This is a genomic window from Rathayibacter sp. Leaf185 (genome assembly GCF_001423885.1).
GTDB lineage: Bacteria > Actinomycetota > Actinomycetes > Actinomycetales > Microbacteriaceae > Rathayibacter.
The window spans coordinates 1-23,161 of record NZ_LMPP01000004.1; the positions used below are offsets into that span (position 1 = coordinate 1).

Here is a 23,161-nt window from a genome sequence, read left to right on the forward strand (position 1 = left end):
CCACGCGATCGCCGAGGCCGCTCTCGACGGACAGCTCTCCGGCTCCCACCTGCGCACGCTCCAGCCGGCCGAGGCCTTCGTCCAGGTGCAGAGCATCCTGGGGATGGGGCCGTTCTCGGCCGAGCTCGTCGTGATCCGCGGCGCGAACTTCCCCGATGTGCTGCCGCGCAACGAAGGCAAGCTCAGCGATGAAGTCATGAAGCGTTACGGCGCCGATCGCTCGATCGACGAGATCGCCGAGACGTGGAAGCCGTTCCGCTCGTGGGCCGCCGTGCACCTGCGTGCGCTGCGGGCGCTCGCGGACTAGACGAGCGACTACCGGCATTCCCCGTGGCGGCGCGGTCGAGAAGTGGGGACTTCGCCGACGCCGAGAGCAGGACCCGCCGGCTCATCGTTCCTCTGAAAGATCCCCGAACGGAACGCCGCCGACACTGCGGATCGGGCGACCTCCCCGGTCGCTCGGGGGAAGCACTCGCCACGCTCACGGGATGTTCGGCCGATCGCAGTGGCGCATTCGATCTGACGCATTGGCCCGTGAGCCTGGGGTCCCGCCGATGGCCGGTCAGGTCGCTCATCGGAGGGCACGCTCGGAGCGCGGATGCGAAGTCGAGATCTGAGGCGCAGGGGCGGCAGCCGTTCGTCCGGAGACTCTTCACCTCCCCCGGTTCGAGCGGCAGTCGCTGAGACCTGCGAGACATGCTAACTTTTTTTTGTTAGCGTCCGACTGGCGCTCATCGACTCATCAGGAGCAGCCATGTCCGTTCAGAAACCCACCTCGGCGCACATCGCCGACCTCGCAGCCGAAATCGGCTACACCGACATCGCCGAAGCTCCCGAGGAGTACACCGCGATGATCTCTGGAATGGTCGGCGTGCTGGACGCCCTCAACGCCATTCCGGAGCCCGAGGTCCTCTCGAGCCGCGACGCGGTGGACTACACGGTCCCCACCTCCGATGAGGATCCGCACCACGCGTGGGAGGTCCGCACCTCGATCCCGGGCGCCGACTCGGGCCTGCTCGCCGGCACCCGCCTCGGCGTGAAGGACAGCATCCTGGTCGCCGGCGTCCCGATGCGCAACGGCTCGAAGGAGCTCGAGAGGTTTGTCCCCCATGAGGACGCGACCGTCGTCACGAGAGCCCTCGCCGCTGGCGCCGAAGTGATTGGAAAGACCACCAACGAGTACTTCTGCATGTCCGGCGGAAGCCACACCGCCGCAACGGGCGTGGTGCACAACCCGCACCGCATGGGGTACTCCTCCGGCGGATCCTCCAGCGGCAGTGCGGTCGCACTCGTGACCGGCGACGCGGACATGACCCTCGGCGCCGATCAGGCCGGTTCTATCCGCATGCCGGCCTCCTGGTCCGGCGTCGTGGGCCTGAAGCCCACGTACGGTCTCGTCCCCTACACCGGCATCGGCGCCCTCGACGGCTACTTCGACCACGTCGGTCCGATGACCCGCACCGTTGCCGACAACGCCCGGCTCCTCACCGTCATCGCCGGCTCCGACGGCATCGACTTCCGCCAGCGCGACATCGTCGTCGGCGACTACCTCGGCCGGATCAACGACGGGGTCGAGGGTCTGAGGATCGGTGTTCTCACCGAGGGCTTCGGAACCGAGAACGCCGAAGTCGAGGTCGACGAGACGGTCCGCGCCACCGTCGAGGCCCTCCGTCAGCAGGGTGCGATCGTGGAGGAGGTCTCCATCCCGCTGCACTCGCTCGGGCCGGCCCTGTGGACCGCGATCGCGATCGAGGGCATGGCCGAGACGGTGCTTCGCAACCAGGGCTTCGGCTTCGGTCGCCCCGACTACTACCCGGTCGACATGATGCAGCACCTGTTCGACCACAAGAGCGACGCCGACGCGCACCCCGCGAACGTCCGCCTGTTCACTCTCGTCGGACGCTACGTCGACCAGCAAGCAGGCCGGCTGCATTACGCGAAGGCCGTCAACCGGTCCCGCACTCTCCGCGCCGCGTACGACGGAGCGCTCACGCGTGTCGACGTGCTGGTCACCCCGACCACTCCGCAGACCGCCCGCCCGCTCCCCGACCCCGCTCACGGTGCCGGCGCCGCGATCGGCGCCTCCATCGAGATGTCCACGAACACCACCCCGTTCAACATCACCCACCACCCCGCGATCAGCGTCCCGTGCGGCACCGTCGACGGACTCCCCGTCGGAATCCAGCTCATTGGAAAGCACTTCGATGAGGCGACCCTGTTCCGGGTGGGGCAGGCGATCGAGAACCTCTGACACATCCGAGCCGGTGAGATCATGGACGCGAGTCGAGATCTCACCGGCTCTGCTATTCCCCGAGACGGAAGGCGAGCGTTGACTCGTTCTGAGGAGATGCGAATCCGCATCCTCGACACCGCGCACGACCTTCTGAACACTGAAGGTCGCGACGCCGTCACCACGCGCGCGCTCACCTCCACCCTCCGCATCCAGGCACCGACGATCTACCGGATCTTCGGCGACAAGCAGGGACTCCTCGACCAGGTCGCGCTCCACGGCTTCTCGGCCCATCTCGCGACCTGGACGGGATGGACGCCCGGCGTCGACCCCATCGACTCGCTCCGTCAGGGATGGGACATGCACATCGACTGGGGTCTGCTTCACCCACGGGTGTACTCGATCGCCTATGGAGAACCACGCACCGGCACCTCCTCCCCCGCAGCCGATGCCATCGATGCGATCCTCCGCACGCAGATCGAGGAAGCCGCGAAGAACGGGATGCTGGCGGTTCCCGTCTTCGACGCCGTCAACATGATCCGCGCGACCGGAGTGGGAGTCGTGTTCACTCTCCTCGCGATGCCCGATGATTCCAGGGACATGTCTCTGTCCACTCGAGCGCGCGAAGCGACGTTGGCGGCGATCCTCGCCGAACCGGTCAGCCACGACGACCGGGACGGCGCCGCGATGCGGCTCAAACAGCAGCTCGAAAGCACGACGGTACTGACGGACAACGAGCGCGCCCTCTTCGGCGACTGGCTCGACCGCCTCGCGAAATAGGCAGCACGAACGATCCGACGAGTTCCGCCGCGCCAGCAGCGAGGGGAAGGGCGTCCCGGTTCACTGCGTCGAAGATGACGCGACCGCCGATGATCACCCTGACAGCGATTCCGAGGAGAACACGCTCCGCCGGCGCTCCTGCGCTACCGAACCAGCTCCACTGAGGAAGCCGCACCTCGGACGCCGAGCGTCCCTGCCGCGATCGCGCACCTCTTCCCTCTCGTTCAGCCTGCGGTTCCGGACACCCGAGGCCAAGGCCCGGCCGACGATCCCCCGAGGGACGATTCATCCGTTTCGCCCGCCGCTCCGAAGATCGACAGCGCGTCCTGGTGCCGATGGGGCGGCGTTCGACCCGATCGAACGCCGCCCTCAAGGAGCCTCTGTCCTGCTCGACGCAACAGGCCCCCGCGCGACCATCGCTGACCGGCCGCCTCGGAAGCGACGAACGACGCAACGAATCACCGGCCGCAGTCGTCCCGTGTGTGGAGCTGCTCCGCGGGTGGCGTTGTCCTGTGATCGCTCCGTGTCGCTGACCAGTCTTCGATGGCGGGAAAGACGGCGGCGGTTTTGATCATCACTCAATCGCGAAGGGGTTGCCGTCGGCGACGTCCACGAAGTACTTCTCATGGAAGACATCACCCGCCGACATTCGCTTGCGTTCGGGGAGGACCGTCGGGCCGACGCTTAGCCACCCGAACCCAGGCGATTGAGTAGCGAACCACCCGTGTGCACTCCCGATTTGCGTCATCCGGAGGGAGACCTGCGGCGCCGGAATCTCTCCGTCGACGAGGTCAGTCACGGTAACGCTCTCCGAGGTCGTCCCAATGATCGCACCAGCACCGAGCAAATTAACGCTTTCCCACCTCCCTGCGCTCGGATCGAATCCGAACTCGCGGGGGAAGCGAATGCCTAGTCCGTGATAATTGACCATCCGACCGCGGTGTTCTTCGCTCCAGATGCTTTGCCGCAACTCCGTATCGCGGAGTACCTCGAAGTCTGCAGACCAGGTCCAGCGGATGAAACCAGCCTCTAGCCAGGAGCAAGAAATCACGCGCCTCTCGCAAAAAGTTGCTCTCCCTCCGTCGGCGTCCGTCCACACCAACTGCTGCGATATTTCCGCATCGCCTGTCTGCTCAGTGGCATCAATGCGCTGTACACCCGGCGTGTCGACATAGCCGTCAACTGCAACTTCCTCCCACCAATTCACGTCTGTCGCGGTGAGCGCATACATGAGACCTTTGTGGTGACGATGGTCGGACGGCATCGCCAGCGACAGTGTCCGTCCTCCGATAGTGCGGAGGGGGTGAAGGAAGGGCTTGTACGCGTCGTCGAGCACGTAATTTCCGACCTCAGCGGAGTCGATCCAGAATTGAGCCGCCTCTCGCGTCAGTGAAACGGATGCCGATTTCACCACTGCTCGACCTGCACCGACCGCCCCTCTCGAGCGCTCCGCATGAGCGCCTCGATGCAAGCGATCGTGTTGAAGTTGTTCGCGAGCGTAACGACCGGTTCCGCACCCTCGCGCACAACGTCGATCAGGTGTCGTTGTTCGTTCCCGAAGGGGTTGGCGTCGAGCGTTTCGAGGCCGACGGGAGGCTCGACCTCGGCCCAGCCGTCGTACTGGTCCTTTCCAACGGTCGGGGCGGCGCCGTGTGCGGAGCTGATCATGACGGGGCCCTCTGTCTCGCCGATGTTTCGGGCGTGCTGGGCTATGGAGCCGTAACGCCCGATGATGGTGAGGGATTCTCCGAATGGCGCCTTTGTGGCGGCGTAGGACGCCTGCATAGTCCCCACACCTCCGTTACCGAGCTCGAGCGTGGCTACCATGGCGGATTCCGCGCCGTTGATGAATGGCAGCTCGTACTGGGCCGCGGCGCTCACGCGCACGTAGTCGGAACCGCTGAGGTAGCGAACGAGGTCGAGTTGGTGGATGGCTAGGGAAATGACGACGCCGCCGCCCGCGAGCTTCGCGTCGAGGAGCCAGTGATTGGCGCCGCGCGTGTATGCCCTGATGTCTTGGAAGCTCTGAAGAGAGAACGTGGTCACCTCACCCACAAGGCCGGGGTCGGCGTCGAGAGCCGCGCGAGCCCAACGAGTCTCTCGGATGAAGCGTCGGGTCTGCCCGGGAAGCACGTAGGCCCCGGAGGCTTCAGACGCGGCTGCGAGCGCGCGGACATCTGAAGTCGTGGAGACGACAGGCTTCTCTACCAGTACTGGGATCCCGCGGGTCACAAACGCCATCGCCTGTTCGAGGTGCAGATGGTGTGGCGTCGCGATGATTGCCGCATCGAAACCGCCGGCGTCGATGAGGTCGTCAATGGACGAGAATCCACGGGCTTCCGGTACGCGCGCGCGCAGATTCTTGATGCCCTCATCCCGCGGATCGCAAACTGCCACAACCTCAGCGACATCAGGCTGAGCAAGCATCCCGTCGACGTGTGCAGTGGCGATGGCTCCGGCACCGACTATCGCGAAGCGGAACGTCTCCCCGCTCATCGAGCCCGCTCCTGCATCATCGAGATCGACGTGGATTTGCGCGCGGTGATGAGACCCTGGAGATATTCGATGCTTGTTGCAGCCTGATCAATCGTGCCACATTCGACGGACAGGGTGAGGTCGCTGTCGATTGGATCAAGTAGATGAAGGATCCGGTCCCAGTCCACGACGCCCTCGCCGCAGGCGCAGCCGACGGGCGTTCCGGTGACAGAGCCTCGATCACTCTCGGCCTGTTCGAAGCTGATGTCCTTGGCATGAACGTGAATGACGCGGTCGCGCACGGTCTCGAGTGCCTCGTATGGGTCCTCGATTCCGGCGAGGTATGCGTTCCCTGTGTCCCAGTTCACTCCAATCCAGGGAGAAGGAACGAGATCGACGATCTTCAAGAGCCCAGCAGCGGTCTTGGTGTAAGTGCCGTGAGGTTCGATTCCCAAAAAGATCCGGTGTCGCCGAGCGACGAGTTCGAACTTCGAGAGCGTGTAGCGCATCGCCTCATGTGCGCGCTCGTCGTCCATCCAGTCGGGTTTCAGCATCTCGTCCGAGTTTAAGATGTTTGTACCGACGTAATCCGCCAGGACTGCGGCGCGCGTCAGACGCGGGACGGCCGCTTCGGGCTTCATGAGGGGACTATGAGCGGATAGAGACGAGACTTTCACGCCGTGGCGATCGCAGATCTCCTTCATCAGCAACGGGTCTTCCTCCATGGAAAAAGAGTGAAAGTAGCCGACTTCGCTAAGCAATTCCCAACCGGTATGTACCATCGGCTCGACGTATTCGTAGCCGAGCTCCGCGGCGACCTTCACTCCCGCTTCGAAACTGAGGTCCGCGCTCCGAACGAATTCCATATTCGCTGAAATTTTGTAGTTCGCCATGGTGACGAATCTCCTTATCCTGCATTAAATTGAGGTTCCGGCGAGGTGCCGGATGCCATGAAGGTGTCTTTATGGTGATACGTCAGCTTTTACGTGGCCGTCACCATGTTGTCGCTGCCGGTATCCGCCAAGACCGCCAGGGCGCGATCGTCGGATAGGCAAAGCTGCCAGTAGCGGGGGGAAATTTCTTCCGGTGGAACGACGTCGCCGCCGGTGTGACGAAGTTGGACAACCTGCTAGTCATGGTGCGAGGTCCCGATGGTTGGGATGGCGCGTCTTTGTTCTCGATGACGACTACCCCCTTTCGAAAGGGTTCTCGCTGGTGGAACTGCGGGTAGGCGGGCGGTGCGGTCGGGTCGTCCGCTGGGAGCGCGGCGACGTCAAAGGCTGAGCAGTGCTTGGGCGTGCTGCCACCAGGCGTTGGCGATGGTGTCGTGGCCGACGGCGGACGGGTGCACGCCGTCCTCGACCACGCTGTAGGGGTCGTCGTCGGTGATGGCGTCCGCGAGGATGGTTTGCAGCGGGACGAAGAGCAGCCCGTGTTCGTCGGCGATTTCTTTTGCGACGGCGCGCTTAGGGTCGAGGTCGTCGGATTTCCAGGTCTGTTGCTCATCGTTGATGGGGATCACAAACGGTTCGAGGATGATGATCCGTCTGATGCCAGCGTTCTGGGTGCGGTTGACGATGTCGATGTAGTCGTCTCGGTAGCTTTCGGCGGTGGTCGGGTCGTTCTCGGTGTAGCGGCGCCAGGTGTCGTTGACGCCGACGAGGATGGTGACGATGTCGGGGGTGAGCTGCAGGCAGTCCTGCTGCCACCGACGTCGTAGATCGCAGATGCGGTCGCCGCCGATGCCACGATTGACGATGTCGATGTTGCTGTCGGCGGTGATCGTGGCGAGGCGACGGACATAGCCGGCACCGAGGTGCCCGCTGGGGTCGGTGCGGCGGCCTGCATCGGTGATGCTGTCGCCGATGAACAAGGCGGTGGTGCTCATGAATACTCCGGTATGAGTAGGGTCGATGATGGCGAACGTGCCGCTATCAGGTGGCCGGATCAGCGCTTGCTGCTGTGAAGCTTGACGTCGCGATGCCGGGGTGGGCACTCGTCAGCGGCTCAGCCCGTCGAGGCGAGCGACGCCGATGTGCGCATCTGCCATGCCGTAGAAGACGTAGCTGATTCCGTCGACGGTCTCCACGGCGGTTGGGAATACCACATTCGCGACGGTCCCAGAGCGCTCTTCTTCGGTGGAGGGAGCAAGAAGGGGGTGTTCGCTTCGCTCGACGAGCCGGCTGGGGTCATCGAGGTCGAGTAGGAGCGCGCCCGCGGCATAGGTCAGGTGCTGCTGCGGTTCGAAGACACTACCGACGATGGTGCCGGCGACGCCGTGGTGGATGACGACCCAGCCGTCATTGGTTCGGATCGGTGCTGGCCCGGCGCCGATCTTCACGGCCTCCCAATTATGCATTGGCCCGGCGACGAACCGGTGCTGACTGAGGTGGGTGAGCTGGCGAATGTCTTCGAGTACCCGGTTAGCGGGAGTGTAGGAGATCCAGATGCTCTGCCGGTCGTCGGGGATGTTTGTGGGCAGGGGTGCGGGTTCGCCGTTGCGGGAGAAATGGAGGTCCCACATAGGGCGGTGCAGCATTGCGAAGCTCGGCGTCCCATCGGGGGCCGGGACGATCTCCGGGAAAACGACGACGTCTTTGTTCGGGAACAGGTTGAGGTCCGTATTCAGGGTGTCGTCGTAGTCGAACATGAGCGGTCCGAGCCGCTTCCAGGTGTCCAGGTCGCTCGAGATAGCGAGAGCCGGCGACGGGCCCAGCGGACCGAAGGCGACGTACGTCATCACCCAGCAATCGAGCGAGTCGATGCGGGTAATGCGGGGGTCCTCGACGCCGCCGTGGTGCAGCCCGTGCTCCCAGGCGCGGTCGGCCTCGAGGACAACTCCGGTGCGATGCACACCGATGGGGACGCCCTCCACGTCGAGGAGGACACGCGCGGATCCAACGCGGGATCGGTTGCCGGCGGCCACGATGCGGGGGAATAGTTCGATGGTGCCGTCGGGGCGGGTAGCCGATGCGGGGTTCAGGACCCCCTCCGCTTCCAACGGGTTGGCGGGGTCGGGAGACATGATGACTCCGACCCTTGTCATGGAGAGTCGGGAGAGCGCGGTTGTGGTACGAGAGGGAAGCATGAGTGCCTTTTCCGGGTGAGGAGTCGGGTGGGCGGGCGCCTGGGGCGGGTCAGCCCTTGACGGCGCTGCCGACGACACCGCTGATGAGGTATCGCTGCAGGAAGATGTACGCGGCGATCAACGGCGCGGCGACGATGAGGGTCGCGGCTGCGAGGAGCCCCCACTGGCTGGTGTAGGTGCCTTGAAAGGCATAAAGGCCCAACGAGATCGGTGATTTCTGTTGATCCGGCAGGAGGATCGTGGCGAGGATGATGTCGTTCCACACACCAATGGCCTGCAGGATGAAGATCGTCGCGATCGCAGGCTTGGACAGGGGAAGGACGAAGGTGATCAGATAGCGCCAGTAGCCGGCGCCGTCCATTGCGACGGCTTCGTCGAGCTCCCGGGGCAGAGACTTCACGTAGGCGGACATCAGGATTGGTCCGATACCGACGGAGGCGGCCATGATGACGATGTACCCGACCTGTGTGTTGTAGAGATTCAGGTGTAGCAACAACTGGAACTGAGTGACCAGAGCATTCGGAAGGAAAAGCAGTACGACGAACAGGCCGTTCCAGAGCCGCGGAAAGCGGAGGTAGCCGCGCGCGACAGGGAAGCCTAGAAGAACCGATATGGCGGTACCAAGCCCGGCGGCGACGAAGGTGTAGAGGACGCTGTTGAGGACATAGGCGCCGAAGTCGCCCTGCACCCACGCGGTACCAAAGTTTTCGAAAGCGGGGTGCTGCACGATGCCGATGGGGTCGGCATAGAACTCCGCGGTTGACTTCAGGGAAGTGTTCACCAAGAACAGCAGCGGGAAAACGAAACACAGCAACACGATTCCGACAAGGACGTACTTGCCGATGCTGCCCGGGTTGATCCCGTGCCGGCGTGGCGGTGTCGAGGTGGCCGCGGATCGGCTCGGGGCGTGCAGGGTTCGGGGGCGTGTCGATGTCACAGTTGCGCCTCCCGGCGTCGAAGGAAAGCGAGCACGATCACGGAGATAATGCCGACGATGAAGAACTGGATCACAGAGATCGTGGCGGCGTAACCCTGCGACGCGGCGATTCCGGCCGCGGCGTTCCCACCGAACGCTTGGGAGAAAATCGCCAGCGACAGCAGCTGCGTGGCGGGGTTGCTCGGCCCGGTCAGCACGTACGCCAACTGGTAACTCTGCAGCGACCCGACGATAGAGAGCAGAACGTTCGCGGTGATCGAGGGCGCCAATAGAGGGATGGTGACCAGCCGGAGTCGCTGCCAGCCCGAAGCACCGTCGATGGACGCTGCCTCGTAGAGGTCTTCCGGGATCGCCTGCAGCCCCGCGAGGTAGATGACCACCGCCACACCCAGGCTCGACCAGATCTGTACCAGGATCACCAACGACAGAGCCAGTTTCGGGTCCCCGAAGAACGCGGATGATCCACCGAAGAGCGCCCAGATGCTTGCTGCAGGACCCTGGGAGGGGTTGAAGAACAAAGACCAGATGAGCCCGATTACGGTGACGCCGAGGATGGTGGGCAAGAACACGATCGCGCGGTACACGTTCCGGCCGCGAAGCCGCTGGTTGAACAGGACAGCGATGCCGAGCGCAATTACGTTCGCGAAGACGGTCGATACAACGGCGTAGATGAGCGTGTTCTTCAGCGCGTTGAGGTTGTAATCGATGCGGGCCGGGGAAAAGAACTCGATGTAGTTGTCGAAGTTGATCCAGTGGATCGGGATCCCGGGCAGGCCGCGAATGTCGGTGAAGGAGATCACGAAAATTCCTACCGCGGGAACGATGACGAACACGAACAGCAGTGCTGCCGCGAGGCCGGAGCTGGTGCGCAGGGCTTTTCGGCCGCCAAAGGGGTAGGAGGTCATGATTCGGCTTTCGTTAGTTCGGGTGTGTGAACGGCTGGTGGAGCCGCCGTGAGATCCGGCGGCTCCACCGCGTTCAACCGCCAGCGGTCCAGGCCGACTGCGACGCCTTCGCTGCTTCGTCCGCGCTGGATGTCCCGAGCGGGCTCACCGCGGAGTAGTTGAACGGGAACGCTGCCGCCTGACCGGCCGTGCTGTTCGGGGTCCAGACCTGGTCCCATGCCGGAGAGAACGTCTTGGTGTACTGATCGATCGACTGCAGGAAGTCACTCGAGGGGATATTCGGCTGAGCCGGAGCGAACCCAGTTGTTGCGACGAACTTCTTGTATTCCGTCGGTGTGGAGAAGAAGTCCAGGTACGCCATCGCCGCGGTCTTGTTCTTCGAGGAGGTCGGAAGGGCCATGCGCAGCTCGACCTTGCCGCCGAGGGTGGTGTTGTCAGAGGCGTTGTCCGACGCGGGCAGCGGGAAGTAGCCGTACTCAAACTTCTGCGCAACGGCCTGATCGATCGTGGTCTGGTCCCAGGTTCCGTCGACGGTCATCGCGACCTGACCGTTTGCGAATGCGGCGGGGATCGCGTTGTAGGCAACGCCGGCGAAGTTCTCCTGACCCATGTCATACAGAGACTGCACTCGCTTCAGGACCTCGAGTTGTGTGCCCTGGCTGAGGCTGGCGTCCTTTGCCCACAGATCCTTCGCGAGGGTCTCCTTGTCGTCCGCAGTCGGGTAGAGGCTCTGGACCGAGGCGATCATCGTCAGTCCAGCCGGCCAGCCGTCCTTCCCGCCGATGCCCAGTGGTGCGACGCCGGCGTCCTGCAACTTCGCCGCCGCGTCTTGAAACTCGGACCACGTTGTGGGCACTTCGATGTTGTTCTTCTTGAACATGTCCTTGTTGTAGAACACGCCTGTGTAGTAGCTCAAGCCTGTAGGGACGGTGTAGCTCTTGCCGTCATACTTCAGCGAATCTATGACGCTCGGCGTGAAGTTCTTCAAGAACTCTTCGTTGGAGAGGTCCGTGAACAACCCGGCGTCCGCGGCGGTGTTGTCATCCGTGGCTACGGCACCCGTGACGAACGAGGGCACCTCTCGGGGTGATGCGAGCGTGACGTCGAGGTTGCCGGCTGTTAGCCGGGACGATCGAGCCGCGTTGAAGTCGTTGTTCGGGACGCTGCTGAACTCGACCGTGACGTCCGGATACTTCGCCTCGAAATCCTCATTCAGCTGCTTGAACGCTGTGTCCGAGGCGTCGGCGGAGGCGACCAGCACGTTGAGGGTGCCGCTCGGCTCTCCGGAGTCCGAGGACTCCTCGTTCGAGGATGAAGAGCAACCGCTGAGCAGACCAAGGGTCACCACGCCGGCGATGCCGAGCGCCCCGATCTTTACCAGCGCTGCGCGGGCAGGTGTGACGAGCATGTGGATGCACTCCTTCGTGTCAGTCCGAACCGTTTCGGGTTGTGGGGAACCTACGCTCCGAAGCGTTTCGTGTCAACTCTCGGCCCGATGCCGTCCAGCGCGTACAGTCATCCCATGAGCCGCACCGCGTCCGCCTCCGTCACAATCGCAGATGTGGCGCGGCAAGCTGGCGTCGCCATCAGCACCGCGTCGACAGCTTTGAATAATCGCGCTGGTGTCTCAAAGCAGACGAGAGAGCGTGTGCAGAGCGTCGCCCAATCGTTGGGGTATGTGCCATCGATTCGCGGGCGCAGTCTGTCATCGATGCGGGCGTTTGCGATCGGATTGATAGTGCAGCGCGACCCGGACGTGCTGGAATCGGACCCGTTCTTCGGAGCATTCATCGGCGGGGTCGAGGAAGTGCTTGCTCCCCGCGGCTACGCCCTGGCGCTACAGATCGCGAAGGATGAAGCCAGCAGTCTCGCCCGACACATCGAGCTCGCTGAAAGCGGTCGAGTCGACGGCCTTCTCCTTAGCGAGTTGCACATCGACGACGAACGATGGCGTGCTCTGCAGAGCCGCGGTGTCCCCGCCGTCGCGGTCAATCCCGGAAGGCGGGATAGCGATCTTCCGTCCGTGGTCCAAGACGGCGAACAGGCTATAGACGACCTCATCGGGCACCTGGTTGAACGGGGACATGAACGGATTGCACACGTCGCTGGCCCTCCGGCGTTCGTGCACGCGCGCAACCGCTCGATGGCCTGGCGTACCGCGCTCCGCGCCCGTGGACTCGAAGCGTCAGTTGAGGTGTGCGGGGACTTCACCTATGAAGGTGGTCAGCGTGCCGCAGACCTTATCCTTGACCTCAAGGAACGCCCAACGGCGGTCTTCTGCGCAAACGACCTCTCCGCGATCGGTTTCCTCAACCGGGCACTCGAGCTGGGGGTACAGGTCCCAGATGACCTCGCGATCGCTGGCTTCGATGGCATCTTGCCAGGTCAGTGGGTTCGCCCAGCGTTGACGACCATCAAAACGTCGCCCCGGTCCCTCGGAAGGGAAGCGGCACAACTGCTCCTGTTGAGTATCGACGGCGGACAACCACGCAACGTCACTATTCCCCCGGCGGCTTTTCATGCAAGTGGATCGACCGGCGGCTGAGCGGGTCAAGCTTCAGCCGTTCTGGACGACGTCAACAACGGTTCGGATACCGAGCGATGCAGCGTCGGCGATCAAGTCTTCCGCCTCCCCGAGTTGCCCGAAGTCGGGGTGGATGGCCCGGTGGTCCTCGACGTCTTAGCCGCTGTCGGCTAGCGGCGACCAGTACCACGGCGTGAGCCAGAGGGCGTCGAGGCCGAGTTCGCTGAGGTACCCGAGTCGGCTACGTTCCCCGGCAAGGTCGCCGATGCCCTCGCCAATTCCGTCCGCGAAGCCGCGGACGAAGATCTGGTAGATCGCAGCCCTGCGCCACCAGTCTCCCCGTCAGTGCCGGGCCGGCCACGTGGGCGGCGGCGGGTGACAATGGGCTGTCCTGAGCGTGATTGAGTGTCACTGATCGGATCCTTTCGGCGGCACGTGGCGGGAAGCCGCGACGCATTGAGCGCTGTACCCCCGCCGCTCCGGTTGTTTCTTCCTGCAGTGTCGTAGCAGTAGCGAGATTTCTCCGCTGCGCCAATGCGAATGGCATGAGCGGTCGGGCGCGAGGATGTCCGTTTTCGTGGTGTGGGTGCGTCTGTGTGAGACGCCCGGCCAGAGGGTTCGTGACCTGTGTCGCGATCGAGCGAGGGTCCTGAAGCTCAGTCTCTTCCCGCACCGAGCCTCCAGACCTCCCCTGGGCGTGTCTTCTACGTGCGCAACCAGACCGTCCCGACGCCCATCACGGCACCGTCTGCCAACGGGGCCGTAGCCAGTAGCAGCTGCCCGGCCGGGAGGTCGTAGGGCTCATTGCTGAAAACCGTCACGTTCGTCCAGCCGTTGGGGCGGTGAAATGCCAGGACATCTTCCCGCCCGGTTTCCAGCCAGTCGAGGCGTTCGTCGGTCTGCAGCTGTCGTCGCAGATTGAGAGCACGGCGGTACAAGTTCAGCGTCGAGTCCGGGTCCGCGTCCTCGGCATCGACGCTCGACTCCCCGAACCATCCTGGTTGCGGCAGGTGCGATCCGCCGGAACCGAATCCGAAGGACTCCCCCTTTCGCGTCCAAGGCAGCGGAACCCGGGACCCGTCACGACCGATGTCGACGCCCGGGTTCCGGAAGAACGCCGGGTCCTGTCGGTTGGCGTCGGGGATGTCACCGACCTCCTGCAAGCCGAGCTCCTCGCCCTGATAGAGGTACGCCGAACCGGGCAGTGCTAGCTCGAGCATCGTGGCGGCCTTCGCACGACGCAGTCCGAGTTCTTGATCGACGGACTCCTGCGCGCCGCCGGCAAGAAGCCAAGCGCCGCCCTGCCGCTGATCCATGGAGGAGCGTTCGGGGAGACCGTAGCGCGTGGCGTGCCGGACAACGTCGTGGTTCGACAAAACCCAGGTCGTCGATGACCCGGACTGCTCGGCGAGCTCGAGGTTCGATTGAATGATGGTCCGGAATGATCCTGCGTGAAAGTCCGCTTCGAGCAGATCGAAGTTGAACGCCTGTCCGAGACCCTCAGCACTGGCGTACCGTGCCCGGCGATCGGCGGCAACCCAGGCCTCGGCGACTGCGGTCCGGGCCGGCATGTACTCGTTGAAAACCTGCCGCCATTCAGCGTAGATCGCGTGGACGTCATCGCGGTCCCACAACGGGTGCGAACCGTCCATCGGCATCGCTTCAAGAGCGGCCGCGTCCGGTAGAACGGCGGATGTAGGGCCAAGCTCTTTCGCCAGACCGTGCGCGACGTCAATGCGGAAGCCGTCGACACCACGGTCCGACCAGAACCGCAGCGTATGTAGGAAGTCATCTCGAACCTCCCTATTTGCCCAGTTGAGATCGGGCTGTTCTACGGCGAAATGATGGAAGTACCACTGACCATCGCCCACAGATTTCCAGGCGGGGCCGCCAAACGCTGATTCCCAATCTGCAGGCGGCTCAGTTCCATTTGGGCCGGTGCCGTCGCGGAACACGTACCGGTCTCGGGCGGAGGAGCCCTTCGGTGAAGCCAAGGCCTCGCAGAACCAAGCGTGTCGGTCGCTCGTATGGTTCGGCACGATGTCGACTATCACCCGGATGGAGGCGCTGTGTAGGACAGTGATCATGGCGTCGAAGTCGTCCAGGGTGCCGAGGCGTGGATCGACGTCCCGATAGTCGTCTACGTCGTAGCCGCCGTCCGCCAAGGCGGAGGGGTAGAAGGGGCTGAGCCAGACAGCGTCAATGCCGAGCGATTTCAGATACGGAACCCGGTCGGTGATACCCCGCAGATCACCGATGCCGTCGCCGTTCGCGTCCGCGAACGACCGCGGGTAGATCTGGTAGACGCTCGCTTGGCGCCACCAATTCTCATCGGGAGCGGTGACAGCGGAAGCGCTCGAAGTGTCGGTCATTGGAAGCCTTTCAAGAAGCATGTCGCGGGGCAGCAAGAAGAGGCATCGGTCGACTCCCCCCGAAAGAAGCCGACCGACGCGATTGGAAGTCAGCAGGGATTCCAACGGGTTGGCACGACAGGGCCCCGGCCAGGGGTACGTCGTCGATGTAGCTCCAGTGATCGCCATGCGGACTGGTCGCGCTGTCGAAGCCCACATCGATGCGCACTATCGATTTGCCTGCTCCCACCGATCCGATCCAGGATCCTTCCGAACCGTTTCGGTTCGGCAAGAGTGCCACCGTGTTGCCTGGAACGCAACAGCAACGCGAGGCTGGTCGGTGCGAAGGAGCCGAGTTACCGCGGACGTCGAGCGGTGGACGCTCGAGCGACGCGACGAGGTCCCTCGAACTCGGCGTCGGCGGCTGGGACACCCGTCATCAACGAGCCCACCCGACGGCTTGGCTGTGCGCGGCGTCTTCGACATGCTGCCGTTGAGCGCCACCGAGTTCCTGGTACTGGGGCGCAGCTTCCAGAGCGGCGTCGGGTACCAAGTGCACATCTATCTCGCGTCCACCCACGGCGCGCAGAACGTTCTGGGTCAGGCTCAGCTCGCCGGCACCGGGAAGGAGATGACCAAGAGGGCAAAATCGAGGCCGGAACGAATCTCGGCAGTGGATGAGGACTCTCTGGCGTCGACCGGCGCCGAGCCCTCCGGGCACCTTGCCGCGGCTGCAGCGCTCCTGCTTGTAGGGCGCTGATGCCGATGTAGCGTCGAGCCTCGTGCTCGCGCATGGCTCGCATGGATACAGAGTGAATTCTTGCGTCTTTGGCTCACCGGTTCAGGCGTCTTCTTTGTCCGGGCGCTGCGTGTACAGCGGCGGCTGCCGATCGGGCGGAAACGCACCCTCGACCGGCGCCTCGTAGGGCAGCGCCTCCGCGATCCGGTTCTCGTCCGTGGAGTCCGCGAACGGCCCGTCCGGGGAGAGCAGGACGCTCATGTGCGGGTCGCAGTGGTTGATCCACCACGCGCTCATCCCGGCTTTCGGGTCGGCGCGTGCGGCCTCTCACGCCCGCCACAGCGCCTCGATGCGCCGCTGCGCATCCTGGGATTCCCACCAGGCCGCTTTCCATCGCAGGCCGCCACCGGAGCCTTGCGCCATGACTCGGCGCTGGTAGGTGCCGATGAGCTGCTTGCGCACGAACTCATCCGCCGATCCGAAGCGCGTCGTCGGCTCCTCCCCCGGGTCGACGTCGGCGCTTACCGCCGCAGTGGCAGGCTCGTCGGCGCCGAACGGGTCGTCGTCGTAACCGGTCATGCGTGAGTCACCGGCGCGAGGTCGTGTCCCTGCTCAGTGGACGGCGTGGGCGTCGGCGCTGTACCTGGTCGGTGGTTCGCGAGGCAGGCGTTGATCGCGGCGACGAGTGGCTTGGGGCCGTCGAACCACGGGACTGTGCGCAGGATGGCGGCGCGGGAGCCGGAGGACATCAGGAGCGCCCGCCCGATCTTGCGTCGCTTCTTCGGTGTCGGGACGTTCGCCAGCTCCGCGACGTCGAGGATCAGATCGCGCCTCAACGCACTGGTGGTGGAGCGCACGCCTTTGTTGATGCTCGCGGAGGTCGTCACGCGGTCGTAGGTGCCGATCAGCTCTGACACCATGCGCAGGAAGCCCGTATCGGAGATTCCGCCGGCGGAGATCTTCGCGTTCGCGGCCGACCAGAGCTTGTCCATGCCCTCTCGCTCGAACAGGTTCACGCCCTGCGACCAGGACTGGCACACCGACATGATCGGAATCCCACGGGAGCCGTAGTGTACGGTCGCGGCTGTCAGCGCGAGGACGAGGGGGCCGAGGCTGCCGGCGCCCTCCTGGGACAGGCTGTAGAGCGTCCCGGTGGAGCGGACGAAGGCGGCCGGATCGAACTCCGGCCGGGCGTCGTTCTCGCCCGTGCGGTTCACCCAGTGCCGGATGCCGGAGTCCTTCAAGCAGGACGCCTTGCGCCGGGCGGTGGAGTACACCGATCAGCGCTCCCGCTGCTCCAACCGTGCCGCGCCCTGCAAGCTCTTGGCCATCAACGGGAAATCGCTCGAGGCCGAGATGTCTCCGGACGTCTCATCGCCCGGTTTCGTCCTCCACGTTATACACGTCCGTGATCGGGCGGCATGCAAATGAGTAGCCGCAGCCTCGCGCTTTCGAGGACCGAGTAACCTTCCCGGCCGAGAACCGATATCATGTCAGTTCGTGGTGAGCGTACTTCCCTGTGGGGTGGTGGCGCCACTCCCGCACCGTTCGAGACGCTGCCTATCGGGGATTTCGTGAGCGATCGACCAGCCAGTTCGCAAGAACGTGTTCAAGTGGCACCACGGGATGGCGCGCTCCTCCCCATTCAATGAAGCCCCGTTGTCTCTGAGCCAAAGAGGCATCAGAAAGGACTGAGTCGAGGTCAGAGTCGTCCCCGTGAGCGATCCGGCCCATCGCCTTAGTAGCCGTGGGTTTGTCGTAACCGAGTGGGTCATCGAGGAACAGAATGGGTGGACCGTTGACCAGAATGAGTGACGGATTCGGCGCATCGCGCTGCACTTGACTATAAGGATCCTCACCGTGGAAAGCGGACGATGGTAGTATTCGACCGACGACCTCCGCTTCTCTGGTCACAGCACAGGGCAGTGCCCGTCCTAGAACATCCGGAACACGTGCCGTGAACTGGGTCAGATCCACGAGCCATCCGGTGCCGATAGTTCTCGCCTCATACTTCGTGCCGAAGAAACCGGATCTCGTCGTGAAGGCGACGATGGGACGGGGCATTTCCAGCTCACCCGCTGCGCTCGCGAAATAGGACAATGATCGCCTTGCTTCTGCGGCAGCGAGGGCGATGGCTCTGGTCTGCTCGTCGCGCTGGGAGCCGAGAGCGTCGCGTCGGCGCCTCTCAGCCTCAATCTGATCTTCAATTCCCACCGCGGCCAACTCCAAGTTCTTACGATCGACAGTTCTTCACCCTGTTGGGCGGATGACGCGATCCCCACCTCCGACGAAATGAACTTCATCCCGTCCGGTGGGATCGTGCACCTCTTCGTGCGGCTTCACGCCTCACGCGGAAACTTCAATATTCATGGCAGCACCCGCAAGTTTCTGCGGCGTGTCCGCCGTACCGTGCAGTTCGGACTCGACCGCTACTGACGGTGGAGTTCTCAGCGCGTTCACCGACGTGACGTGCGCTGATCTCAATGAGTCCGGCCAGTCAACTGACGGTCAATACGCCGATCAAATCTATCCGACCCGCGTCCTTTTCTCGGATCGAGGTCATCGCTCGGCCGAAACGCGACCACGTTTCGGCGAGAGGACCGCTCAGCGTGCCAGCCCACACCATGGCTTGAGTCGTGACATTCAAGTTTATCAGCCATTCCGACTGTCGCTCCCATACCGCCGAATCGCTGGCAACGACTACCAATGACGCCAGGATCTCGGGCAAGAGATGCCCTCCATCCTCGCTTTCATTCGTCAGATCCAGCAAGCGGTTGAGTGATCGAATCAAGACCTGCTCAGCCTCATCGGCCCACCGCGCATTGCTCAGGTAATCGTGTTCGGTCACAGGGTCCTGTAGATGCGATGCGAGTTCAGGATGCAGGCGTACCTCACGGCGCGGGCCACGATCGAACCAGCGAACTTCACCGACGTCGCGTTCGAGTGTGTCCTCGTCATCCACGAAGACATCTCGCACGATTTCAGCTAGTCCAGTCTCAACTCCTATGCGGGCAAGATGGTTGTGTGCTCCGTGGAGCTGCTGGTACTCATCGGTGACTCCGGAGGGGGTATAAGCGAGAACCTGGCTACCATCGGGAGATGTAGTCGGGTACCAATAGCGCTGATAATTCTTGAGTCCTGGTTGGTCAAGAGTGATCGGCGGAAAGGTCTTCACATAAGAATTCCTGGAAAGATCGAACAGCTTCGGTGTGGCGACGTCGCCATCATGCTCGATCGTCAAGAGAGTCGAATCGGCTGCGGGCCACCATCCTGCGTTGGCGACCCCGACGCTCACATGCCGACCGGTTGCTACGTCGACGAGGGTCGAGTCGCGGCTGCCCGCTATGAGGATCCATGCGCCGTCTCCACTGAAGGAGAGCTTCTCCCCCATGCTCAAGCCTTCGAGCACGCAGAGAATGCGACGGGTGCCTGCGTCGTCACGGAGCGTCACCGCGCCTGCAGAGGAACCCAAGAAATCGAGTGAAGAGATAGTGCCGTTCGGTCCGAATAGATCGACAGAGACGACGTTGACGCTCATATCTAGAGGGACGAGCGCGCCCGACTTGGTCGAACCGACGTAGAGAGAGACTGCTGGCATCATGACGCCTGCGGTATTTCCCGTTTTCGGAAAGGTCGCCATGTTCCGGCCGTCGATCGCACCGAGATCATAGGCCGCGTCCAATCCATAGAGCGAATGATTTGGTAGCCCTGCCGCAACGATTCGACCGGATCCTCTATCATACGCAATCGACCTCACAGACAACCAGGGCGGCGAAATGACCGCGTCGTTCGAGTCGCGTACAGCATACGAGAAGCCTGAGCCGTGTGTTGCTGCTAACTGCTCTGAAATGCGATTGAAGTTCTCAAATGTTGCGACCTCTCGAGGCAGCGACTCTTTGATTCTTTCTGTGGTGCTGAAGTGCGCCATCCGCCTGAATCCGCCAAGCGGTCGACCAGCAGGCAGGCTCCTGGTTGTGTGCTCAAGACGATTCCAGATGCCATGGGGTGGTGGCGGCTGAATCGTCTCTTGCGGCTGCGCCGCGACCGTCGGTGGATTCGCGGCGGGAAGCACTGTGTTCTGAGTGTTTCTTGCTTCGGCGGCGTGACTTTCGCGCTCGCTAGGTGTGATTTTTGTCTCGACGTGGGTTTCCTGAATGGTATCAATCGTCGCGGGAGGTCGCTTGCGCTCCTCGGTTCTCGATCGCCTGCGAATGATCAGGAACACCCCGAGGGCAATCAGTACGATGAGAAGTATTAAGGTCGGGTCCATGTTTCAGCCTTTCTCGCCACGGTCTCTGCTGGTGAACCTGGCTCCGGGGCTGCGTCATCGCTCGTAGGGGCGCTTCTCCTTCCGACCCAGCTCGTTCTTCTTTTTCCCAGTCGAGTCGCCATCTTTTCAGACCGACGAAAAGGAGAGTGATGCAGATCGTGGCCGAGTATCGTGGTATCCGCACTACCCCCGAACGGGAGGTCCGCTCGTCGTCCTCAGCCGATCCGCAGAGCTTCCCGGCCGGAGACGACTCTGTTCCGGTCTGGGTTCAACCATCGTTTGTCCGAGTTGCCCAGGCTCAGGTACTCACCAGCCGGAGAGCTTCTCGCGGTGGCGTTGGCGGCGGCCTCTGATGGCCGATCCTCCTCCGGTGTCCGTGGATGACGGCCCCGAGGCGGGACAAGACGGGTTTCACCCCTTCGCGGGCCATCGCGCATCCGATACGGGGCGTGTGACCCGTTGTAGGGGAACGCGCCGGGTGCCATGGTCATCACAGGGCGAGCAGTGCAGGCGTCCGGCTCGCTCCGTACACAGAGGAACCCGCTGATGCGTTTCACTCTCCCCCGCACTCTCGCGGTCGCCGTTCTCGCTGCCGCGCTCGTGTTCGCCGGTGCTCCCGCTCACGCAGCGCCCGCACCGACAGAGGCGTCGGCAGCAGCCCCCGTCGGCGCCCCGCTCGTCAACGCGGCATCGAAGCGGTGCCTCGACGTGCCGGGTTCGAGCACCACGAATCGCACCGTGGTGGTCATCTTCGACTGCAACAAGGGCGCCAACCAGAACTGGACGAGTGCGGCGAGCGGCGAGATCTCGGTGTACGGCGGCACGAAGTGCCTGGAGGTGCGGGGCCGCGCGACGACGGCCGGCACTGCGGTGCAGATCTCCGACTGCGTGGGCGGGGACTGGCAGAAGTGGCGGTTCGAGAGCGACGGCAGCATCCGCGGTGTCGTGTCGGGCCTGTGCATGAACGTCAAGGATCAGAAGACGGTGAACCGCACGCCGGTGGTGATCTCGGCCTGCAGCGGCGGGGCCTCGCAGAAGTGGACGACCACCGCGTCCTCGGCGGACACGACCGCTCCGTCGGCGCCGGCGAACCCGCGAGTGACGAACCTCGCGTGCCGGACGGCGACGTTCTCGTGGAACGCGTCCACAGACGCCGTCGGCGTGTCCGGGTACGACGTCTACCATGACGGTCAGTTCATGAAGTCGGTTGCCGGCACCGTCACCTCGACGGGCATCGACGTGGCGCCGGGTGCGCAGTGGGGCATGTACGTGAACGCTCGTGACGCCGCTGGCAACATCTCCCAGGCCAGCAGCACCGTCGCGGTGACGGTGCCGCAGTGCTCGGTCGACACCGAGGCGCCCACCACCCCGGCCGGCCTCACCGCCCGAGCGGCCGGCACAACCGTCACCGTCACCTGGAGCGCGAGCACCGACAACGTCGGAGTCCGCAGCTACACGGTCCTCCGTGGCACCACCCAGGTCGGGACCGTCGCCGGCAGCGGTACCGCGGCGCCGCCCACGACCTTCACCGAGAGCGGCCTGACGGCGAACACCGCCTACTCCTACACGGTCGCGGCCGTGGACGCTCAGGGCAACACCTCCGCCCGCAGCGCCGCGGTAGCCGTGACCACCGGCGCGGCCTGCTCCACCGCGATCTGCACCGTCACCCAGACCGCCACCGACACCGACATCCCCTGGGGTCTGACCACGGCCCCCGACGGGACCGTCCTGTACTCCCGACGCGACGCGCACGACCTCATCCGGTTGAACCCCACGACGGGCGTCAAGACAGTGCTGGGGACCGTGCCCAATGTGCAGAGCACGGACGGCGAGGGCGGCCTCCTGGGCATCGCGATCTCCCCCACTTTCGCGTCGGACCAGTGGCTGTACATCATGCACACCTCCCCCACCGACAACCGGGTCATCCGCCTCAAGCTCATCGGCGACCGGATCGACACGAGCACCGTGCAGGTCCTCGCCTCCGGGATCCTCCGGAACAAGTACCACAACGGCGGGCGACTGCGCTTCGGCCCGGACGGGAAGCTGTACGTCAGCACCGGCGACGGCCAGGACACCACCAGCGCCCAGAATCTGAACTCGCTCAGCGGCAAGATCCTGCGCATCAACCCCGACGGCAGCATCCCGGCCGACAACCCCTTCGGCAACGCCGTCTGGAGCTACGGGCACCGCAACCCGCAGGGCCTCTCCTTCGACTCGCAGGGGCGCCTCTGGGAGCAGGAGTTCGGCAACAGCATCATGGACGAGACGAACCTCATCGTCCGCGGCGGCAACTACGGCTGGCCCGCCTGCGAAGGGACCTCGGGCACCTGCGGCACCTCCGGCTACATCGCTCCGAAGCTCACGTTCCCCACCTCCGCGGGCTCCTGCTCCGGTCTCGCTGTGGTCCGCGACGTCGTCTACATCGCCTGCCTCCGCGGAGCCCGTCTCTACCGCGCGCCCATCGTCGGCGACACGCTCGCCACCCCCACCTCCCACTTCGTTGGAACCTACGGCCGCCTGCGCACGGTCGAGCCCGACGGCCGGGGCGGCCTCTGGCTCAGCACCTCGAACACCGGGGACAAGGACAGCACGGCGAACAACAGCAACGAGAAGATCCTCCGCGTCACCCTCGGTGGCTGAGGGGTTGCCCGGCGGGTACTCACGACCCGAGGACAGCTCGCTCGCCGGCAACCCGGTCCACTCCTGGTTCATGCGATGAATCGGAGGCCGCGATGGAGGCGGAACCGCTCCGAGCAGCGCAGACGGTGTGATCGGGCCGGCAAGGGGGCTTCGAGCAGAGTCGTCCCGGAGCCGCGATCGAGCGGGTATTACGGGCCGTGCTCGCGCGGGGCCTGTCCGGGA

Annotated in this window: 16 protein-coding genes and 3 pseudogenes; 6 read left to right on the plus strand and 13 right to left on the minus strand. The window is 63.9% G+C overall.

The window, feature by feature from the left end:
- From ASG06_RS20275 to ASG06_RS14275, 3 genes and pseudogenes are all read left to right on the plus strand, one after another.
- Positions 1–307: pseudogene (locus ASG06_RS20275) on the plus strand (hypothetical protein); the annotation flags it as partial.
- 447 nt (positions 308–754) lie between these two features.
- Complete coding sequence (locus ASG06_RS14270) at positions 755–2,251, plus strand: amidase (RefSeq protein WP_056043594.1); 1,497 nt, start codon at positions 755–757, stop codon at positions 2,249–2,251.
- A gap of 21 nt (positions 2,252–2,272) precedes the next feature.
- Positions 2,273–3,010 (plus strand): TetR/AcrR family transcriptional regulator, encoded by a 738-nt coding sequence (locus ASG06_RS14275; RefSeq protein WP_082499260.1) that lies wholly within the window; start codon positions 2,273–2,275, stop codon positions 3,008–3,010.
- Between the two features lie 574 nt (positions 3,011–3,584).
- Here ASG06_RS14275 and ASG06_RS20280 read toward each other — a convergent pair.
- From ASG06_RS20280 to ASG06_RS14320, 8 genes are all read right to left on the minus strand, one after another.
- The gene (locus tag ASG06_RS20280; protein ID WP_327205499.1) at positions 3,585–4,424 is read right to left on the minus strand and encodes a DUF6807 family protein; all 840 of its coding nucleotides are present in this window, start codon (positions 4,422–4,424) and stop codon (positions 3,585–3,587) included.
- Positions 4,418–5,506, minus strand: a complete 1,089-nt coding sequence (locus tag ASG06_RS14285) for a Gfo/Idh/MocA family protein (RefSeq protein WP_056043604.1) — start codon at positions 5,504–5,506, stop codon at positions 4,418–4,420. Before ASG06_RS14285 ends, ASG06_RS20280 begins: the two co-directional genes overlap by 7 nt.
- Positions 5,503–6,378: a sugar phosphate isomerase/epimerase family protein gene (locus ASG06_RS19585; RefSeq protein WP_082499262.1), complete on the minus strand. Its 876-nt coding sequence runs from the start codon at positions 6,376–6,378 to the stop codon at positions 5,503–5,505. Before ASG06_RS19585 ends, ASG06_RS14285 begins: the two co-directional genes overlap by 4 nt.
- Before the next feature lie 380 nt (positions 6,379–6,758).
- Complete coding sequence (locus ASG06_RS14300) at positions 6,759–7,373, minus strand: SGNH/GDSL hydrolase family protein (protein WP_056043607.1); 615 nt, start codon at positions 7,371–7,373, stop codon at positions 6,759–6,761.
- 111 nt (positions 7,374–7,484) lie between these two features.
- Entirely contained in the window at positions 7,485–8,510 is a 1,026-nt protein-coding gene (locus ASG06_RS14305) for a glycoside hydrolase family 130 protein (RefSeq protein WP_082499312.1), read from the minus strand.
- Positions 8,511–8,622: 112 nt separating this feature from the next.
- Positions 8,623–9,510, minus strand: a complete 888-nt coding sequence (locus ASG06_RS14310) for a carbohydrate ABC transporter permease (protein ID WP_082499263.1) — start codon at positions 9,508–9,510, stop codon at positions 8,623–8,625.
- Positions 9,507–10,415 carry a carbohydrate ABC transporter permease gene (locus ASG06_RS14315; RefSeq protein ID WP_056043616.1) on the minus strand — a complete coding sequence of 303 codons (909 nt, stop codon included), beginning with the start codon at positions 10,413–10,415 and terminating at the stop codon, positions 9,507–9,509. The genes ASG06_RS14310 and ASG06_RS14315 overlap by 4 nt, the downstream gene beginning before the upstream one ends.
- Before the next feature lie 73 nt (positions 10,416–10,488).
- Positions 10,489–11,823: an ABC transporter substrate-binding protein gene (locus ASG06_RS14320; protein WP_056043618.1), complete on the minus strand. Its 1,335-nt coding sequence runs from the start codon at positions 11,821–11,823 to the stop codon at positions 10,489–10,491.
- Positions 11,824–11,937: 114 nt separating this feature from the next.
- On the opposite strand from ASG06_RS14320, the gene ASG06_RS19590 reads away from it, so the two are divergent.
- Complete coding sequence (locus ASG06_RS19590) at positions 11,938–12,960, plus strand: LacI family DNA-binding transcriptional regulator (RefSeq protein WP_082499264.1); 1,023 nt, start codon at positions 11,938–11,940, stop codon at positions 12,958–12,960.
- 18 nt (positions 12,961–12,978) lie between these two features.
- Here ASG06_RS19590 and ASG06_RS19595 read toward each other — a convergent pair.
- Positions 12,979–13,254 (minus strand): annotated as a pseudogene (locus tag ASG06_RS19595) (alpha-amylase family glycosyl hydrolase); the annotation flags it as partial.
- 389 nt (positions 13,255–13,643) lie between these two features.
- The gene (locus tag ASG06_RS14330) at positions 13,644–15,311 is read right to left on the minus strand and encodes a glycoside hydrolase family 13 protein (protein ID WP_056043627.1); all 1,668 of its coding nucleotides are present in this window, start codon (positions 15,309–15,311) and stop codon (positions 13,644–13,646) included.
- A 445-nt stretch (positions 15,312–15,756) separates the two neighbouring features.
- Here ASG06_RS14330 and ASG06_RS20285 point away from each other — a divergent pair, with 445 nt between their 5' ends.
- Positions 15,757–16,050: an esterase-like activity of phytase family protein gene (locus tag ASG06_RS20285; protein WP_056043631.1), complete on the plus strand. Its 294-nt coding sequence runs from the start codon at positions 15,757–15,759 to the stop codon at positions 16,048–16,050.
- An 81-nt stretch (positions 16,051–16,131) separates the two neighbouring features.
- Here ASG06_RS20285 and ASG06_RS20515 read toward each other — a convergent pair.
- From ASG06_RS20515 to ASG06_RS20020, 3 genes and pseudogenes are all read right to left on the minus strand, one after another.
- Positions 16,132–16,608: pseudogene (locus tag ASG06_RS20515) on the minus strand (DUF4913 domain-containing protein).
- Positions 16,605–17,273, minus strand: coding sequence for a TraM recognition domain-containing protein (locus tag ASG06_RS14350; RefSeq protein ID WP_162239029.1), 669 nt, complete (start codon positions 17,271–17,273; stop codon positions 16,605–16,607). The pseudogene ASG06_RS20515 and the gene ASG06_RS14350 overlap by 4 nt, the downstream one beginning before the upstream one ends.
- A gap of 1,253 nt (positions 17,274–18,526) precedes the next feature.
- A complete protein-coding gene (locus ASG06_RS20020; protein WP_156465994.1) occupies positions 18,527–20,299 on the minus strand; it encodes a hypothetical protein in 1,773 nt (590 codons plus the stop codon).
- Between the two features lie 546 nt (positions 20,300–20,845).
- Here ASG06_RS20020 and ASG06_RS14360 point away from each other — a divergent pair.
- Positions 20,846–22,939 (plus strand): PQQ-dependent sugar dehydrogenase, encoded by a 2,094-nt coding sequence (locus ASG06_RS14360; RefSeq protein WP_056043649.1) that lies wholly within the window; start codon positions 20,846–20,848, stop codon positions 22,937–22,939.
- Positions 22,940–23,161 lie beyond the last annotated feature (222 nt).

Excerpts from the sequence above, each read along its gene's own strand:
- ASG06_RS20020 (WP_156465994.1), bottom strand. The coding sequence starts at position 20,299 with ATGGACCCGACCTTAATACTTCTCATCGTACTGATTGCCCTCGGGGTG.
- ASG06_RS19585 (WP_082499262.1), bottom strand. The coding sequence starts at position 6,378 with ATGGCGAACTACAAAATTTCAGCGAATATGGAATTCGTTCGGAGCGCG.
- ASG06_RS14330 (WP_056043627.1), bottom strand. The coding sequence starts at position 15,311 with ATGACCGACACTTCGAGCGCTTCCGCTGTCACCGCTCCCGATGAGAAT.
- ASG06_RS14275 (WP_082499260.1), top strand. The coding sequence starts at position 2,273 with ATGGACGCGAGTCGAGATCTCACCGGCTCTGCTATTCCCCGAGACGGA.
- ASG06_RS14315 (WP_056043616.1), bottom strand. The coding sequence starts at position 10,415 with ATGACCTCCTACCCCTTTGGCGGCCGAAAAGCCCTGCGCACCAGCTCC.
- ASG06_RS14300 (WP_056043607.1), bottom strand. The coding sequence starts at position 7,373 with ATGAGCACCACCGCCTTGTTCATCGGCGACAGCATCACCGATGCAGGC.
- ASG06_RS19590 (WP_082499264.1), top strand. The coding sequence starts at position 11,938 with ATGAGCCGCACCGCGTCCGCCTCCGTCACAATCGCAGATGTGGCGCGG.
- ASG06_RS14320 (WP_056043618.1), bottom strand. The coding sequence starts at position 11,823 with ATGCTCGTCACACCTGCCCGCGCAGCGCTGGTAAAGATCGGGGCGCTC.
- ASG06_RS14270 (WP_056043594.1), top strand. The coding sequence starts at position 755 with ATGTCCGTTCAGAAACCCACCTCGGCGCACATCGCCGACCTCGCAGCC.
- ASG06_RS14305 (WP_082499312.1), bottom strand. The coding sequence starts at position 8,510 with ATGTCTCCCGACCCCGCCAACCCGTTGGAAGCGGAGGGGGTCCTGAAC.
- ASG06_RS14360 (WP_056043649.1), top strand. The coding sequence starts at position 20,846 with ATGCGTTTCACTCTCCCCCGCACTCTCGCGGTCGCCGTTCTCGCTGCC.
- ASG06_RS14285 (WP_056043604.1), bottom strand. The coding sequence starts at position 5,506 with ATGAGCGGGGAGACGTTCCGCTTCGCGATAGTCGGTGCCGGAGCCATC.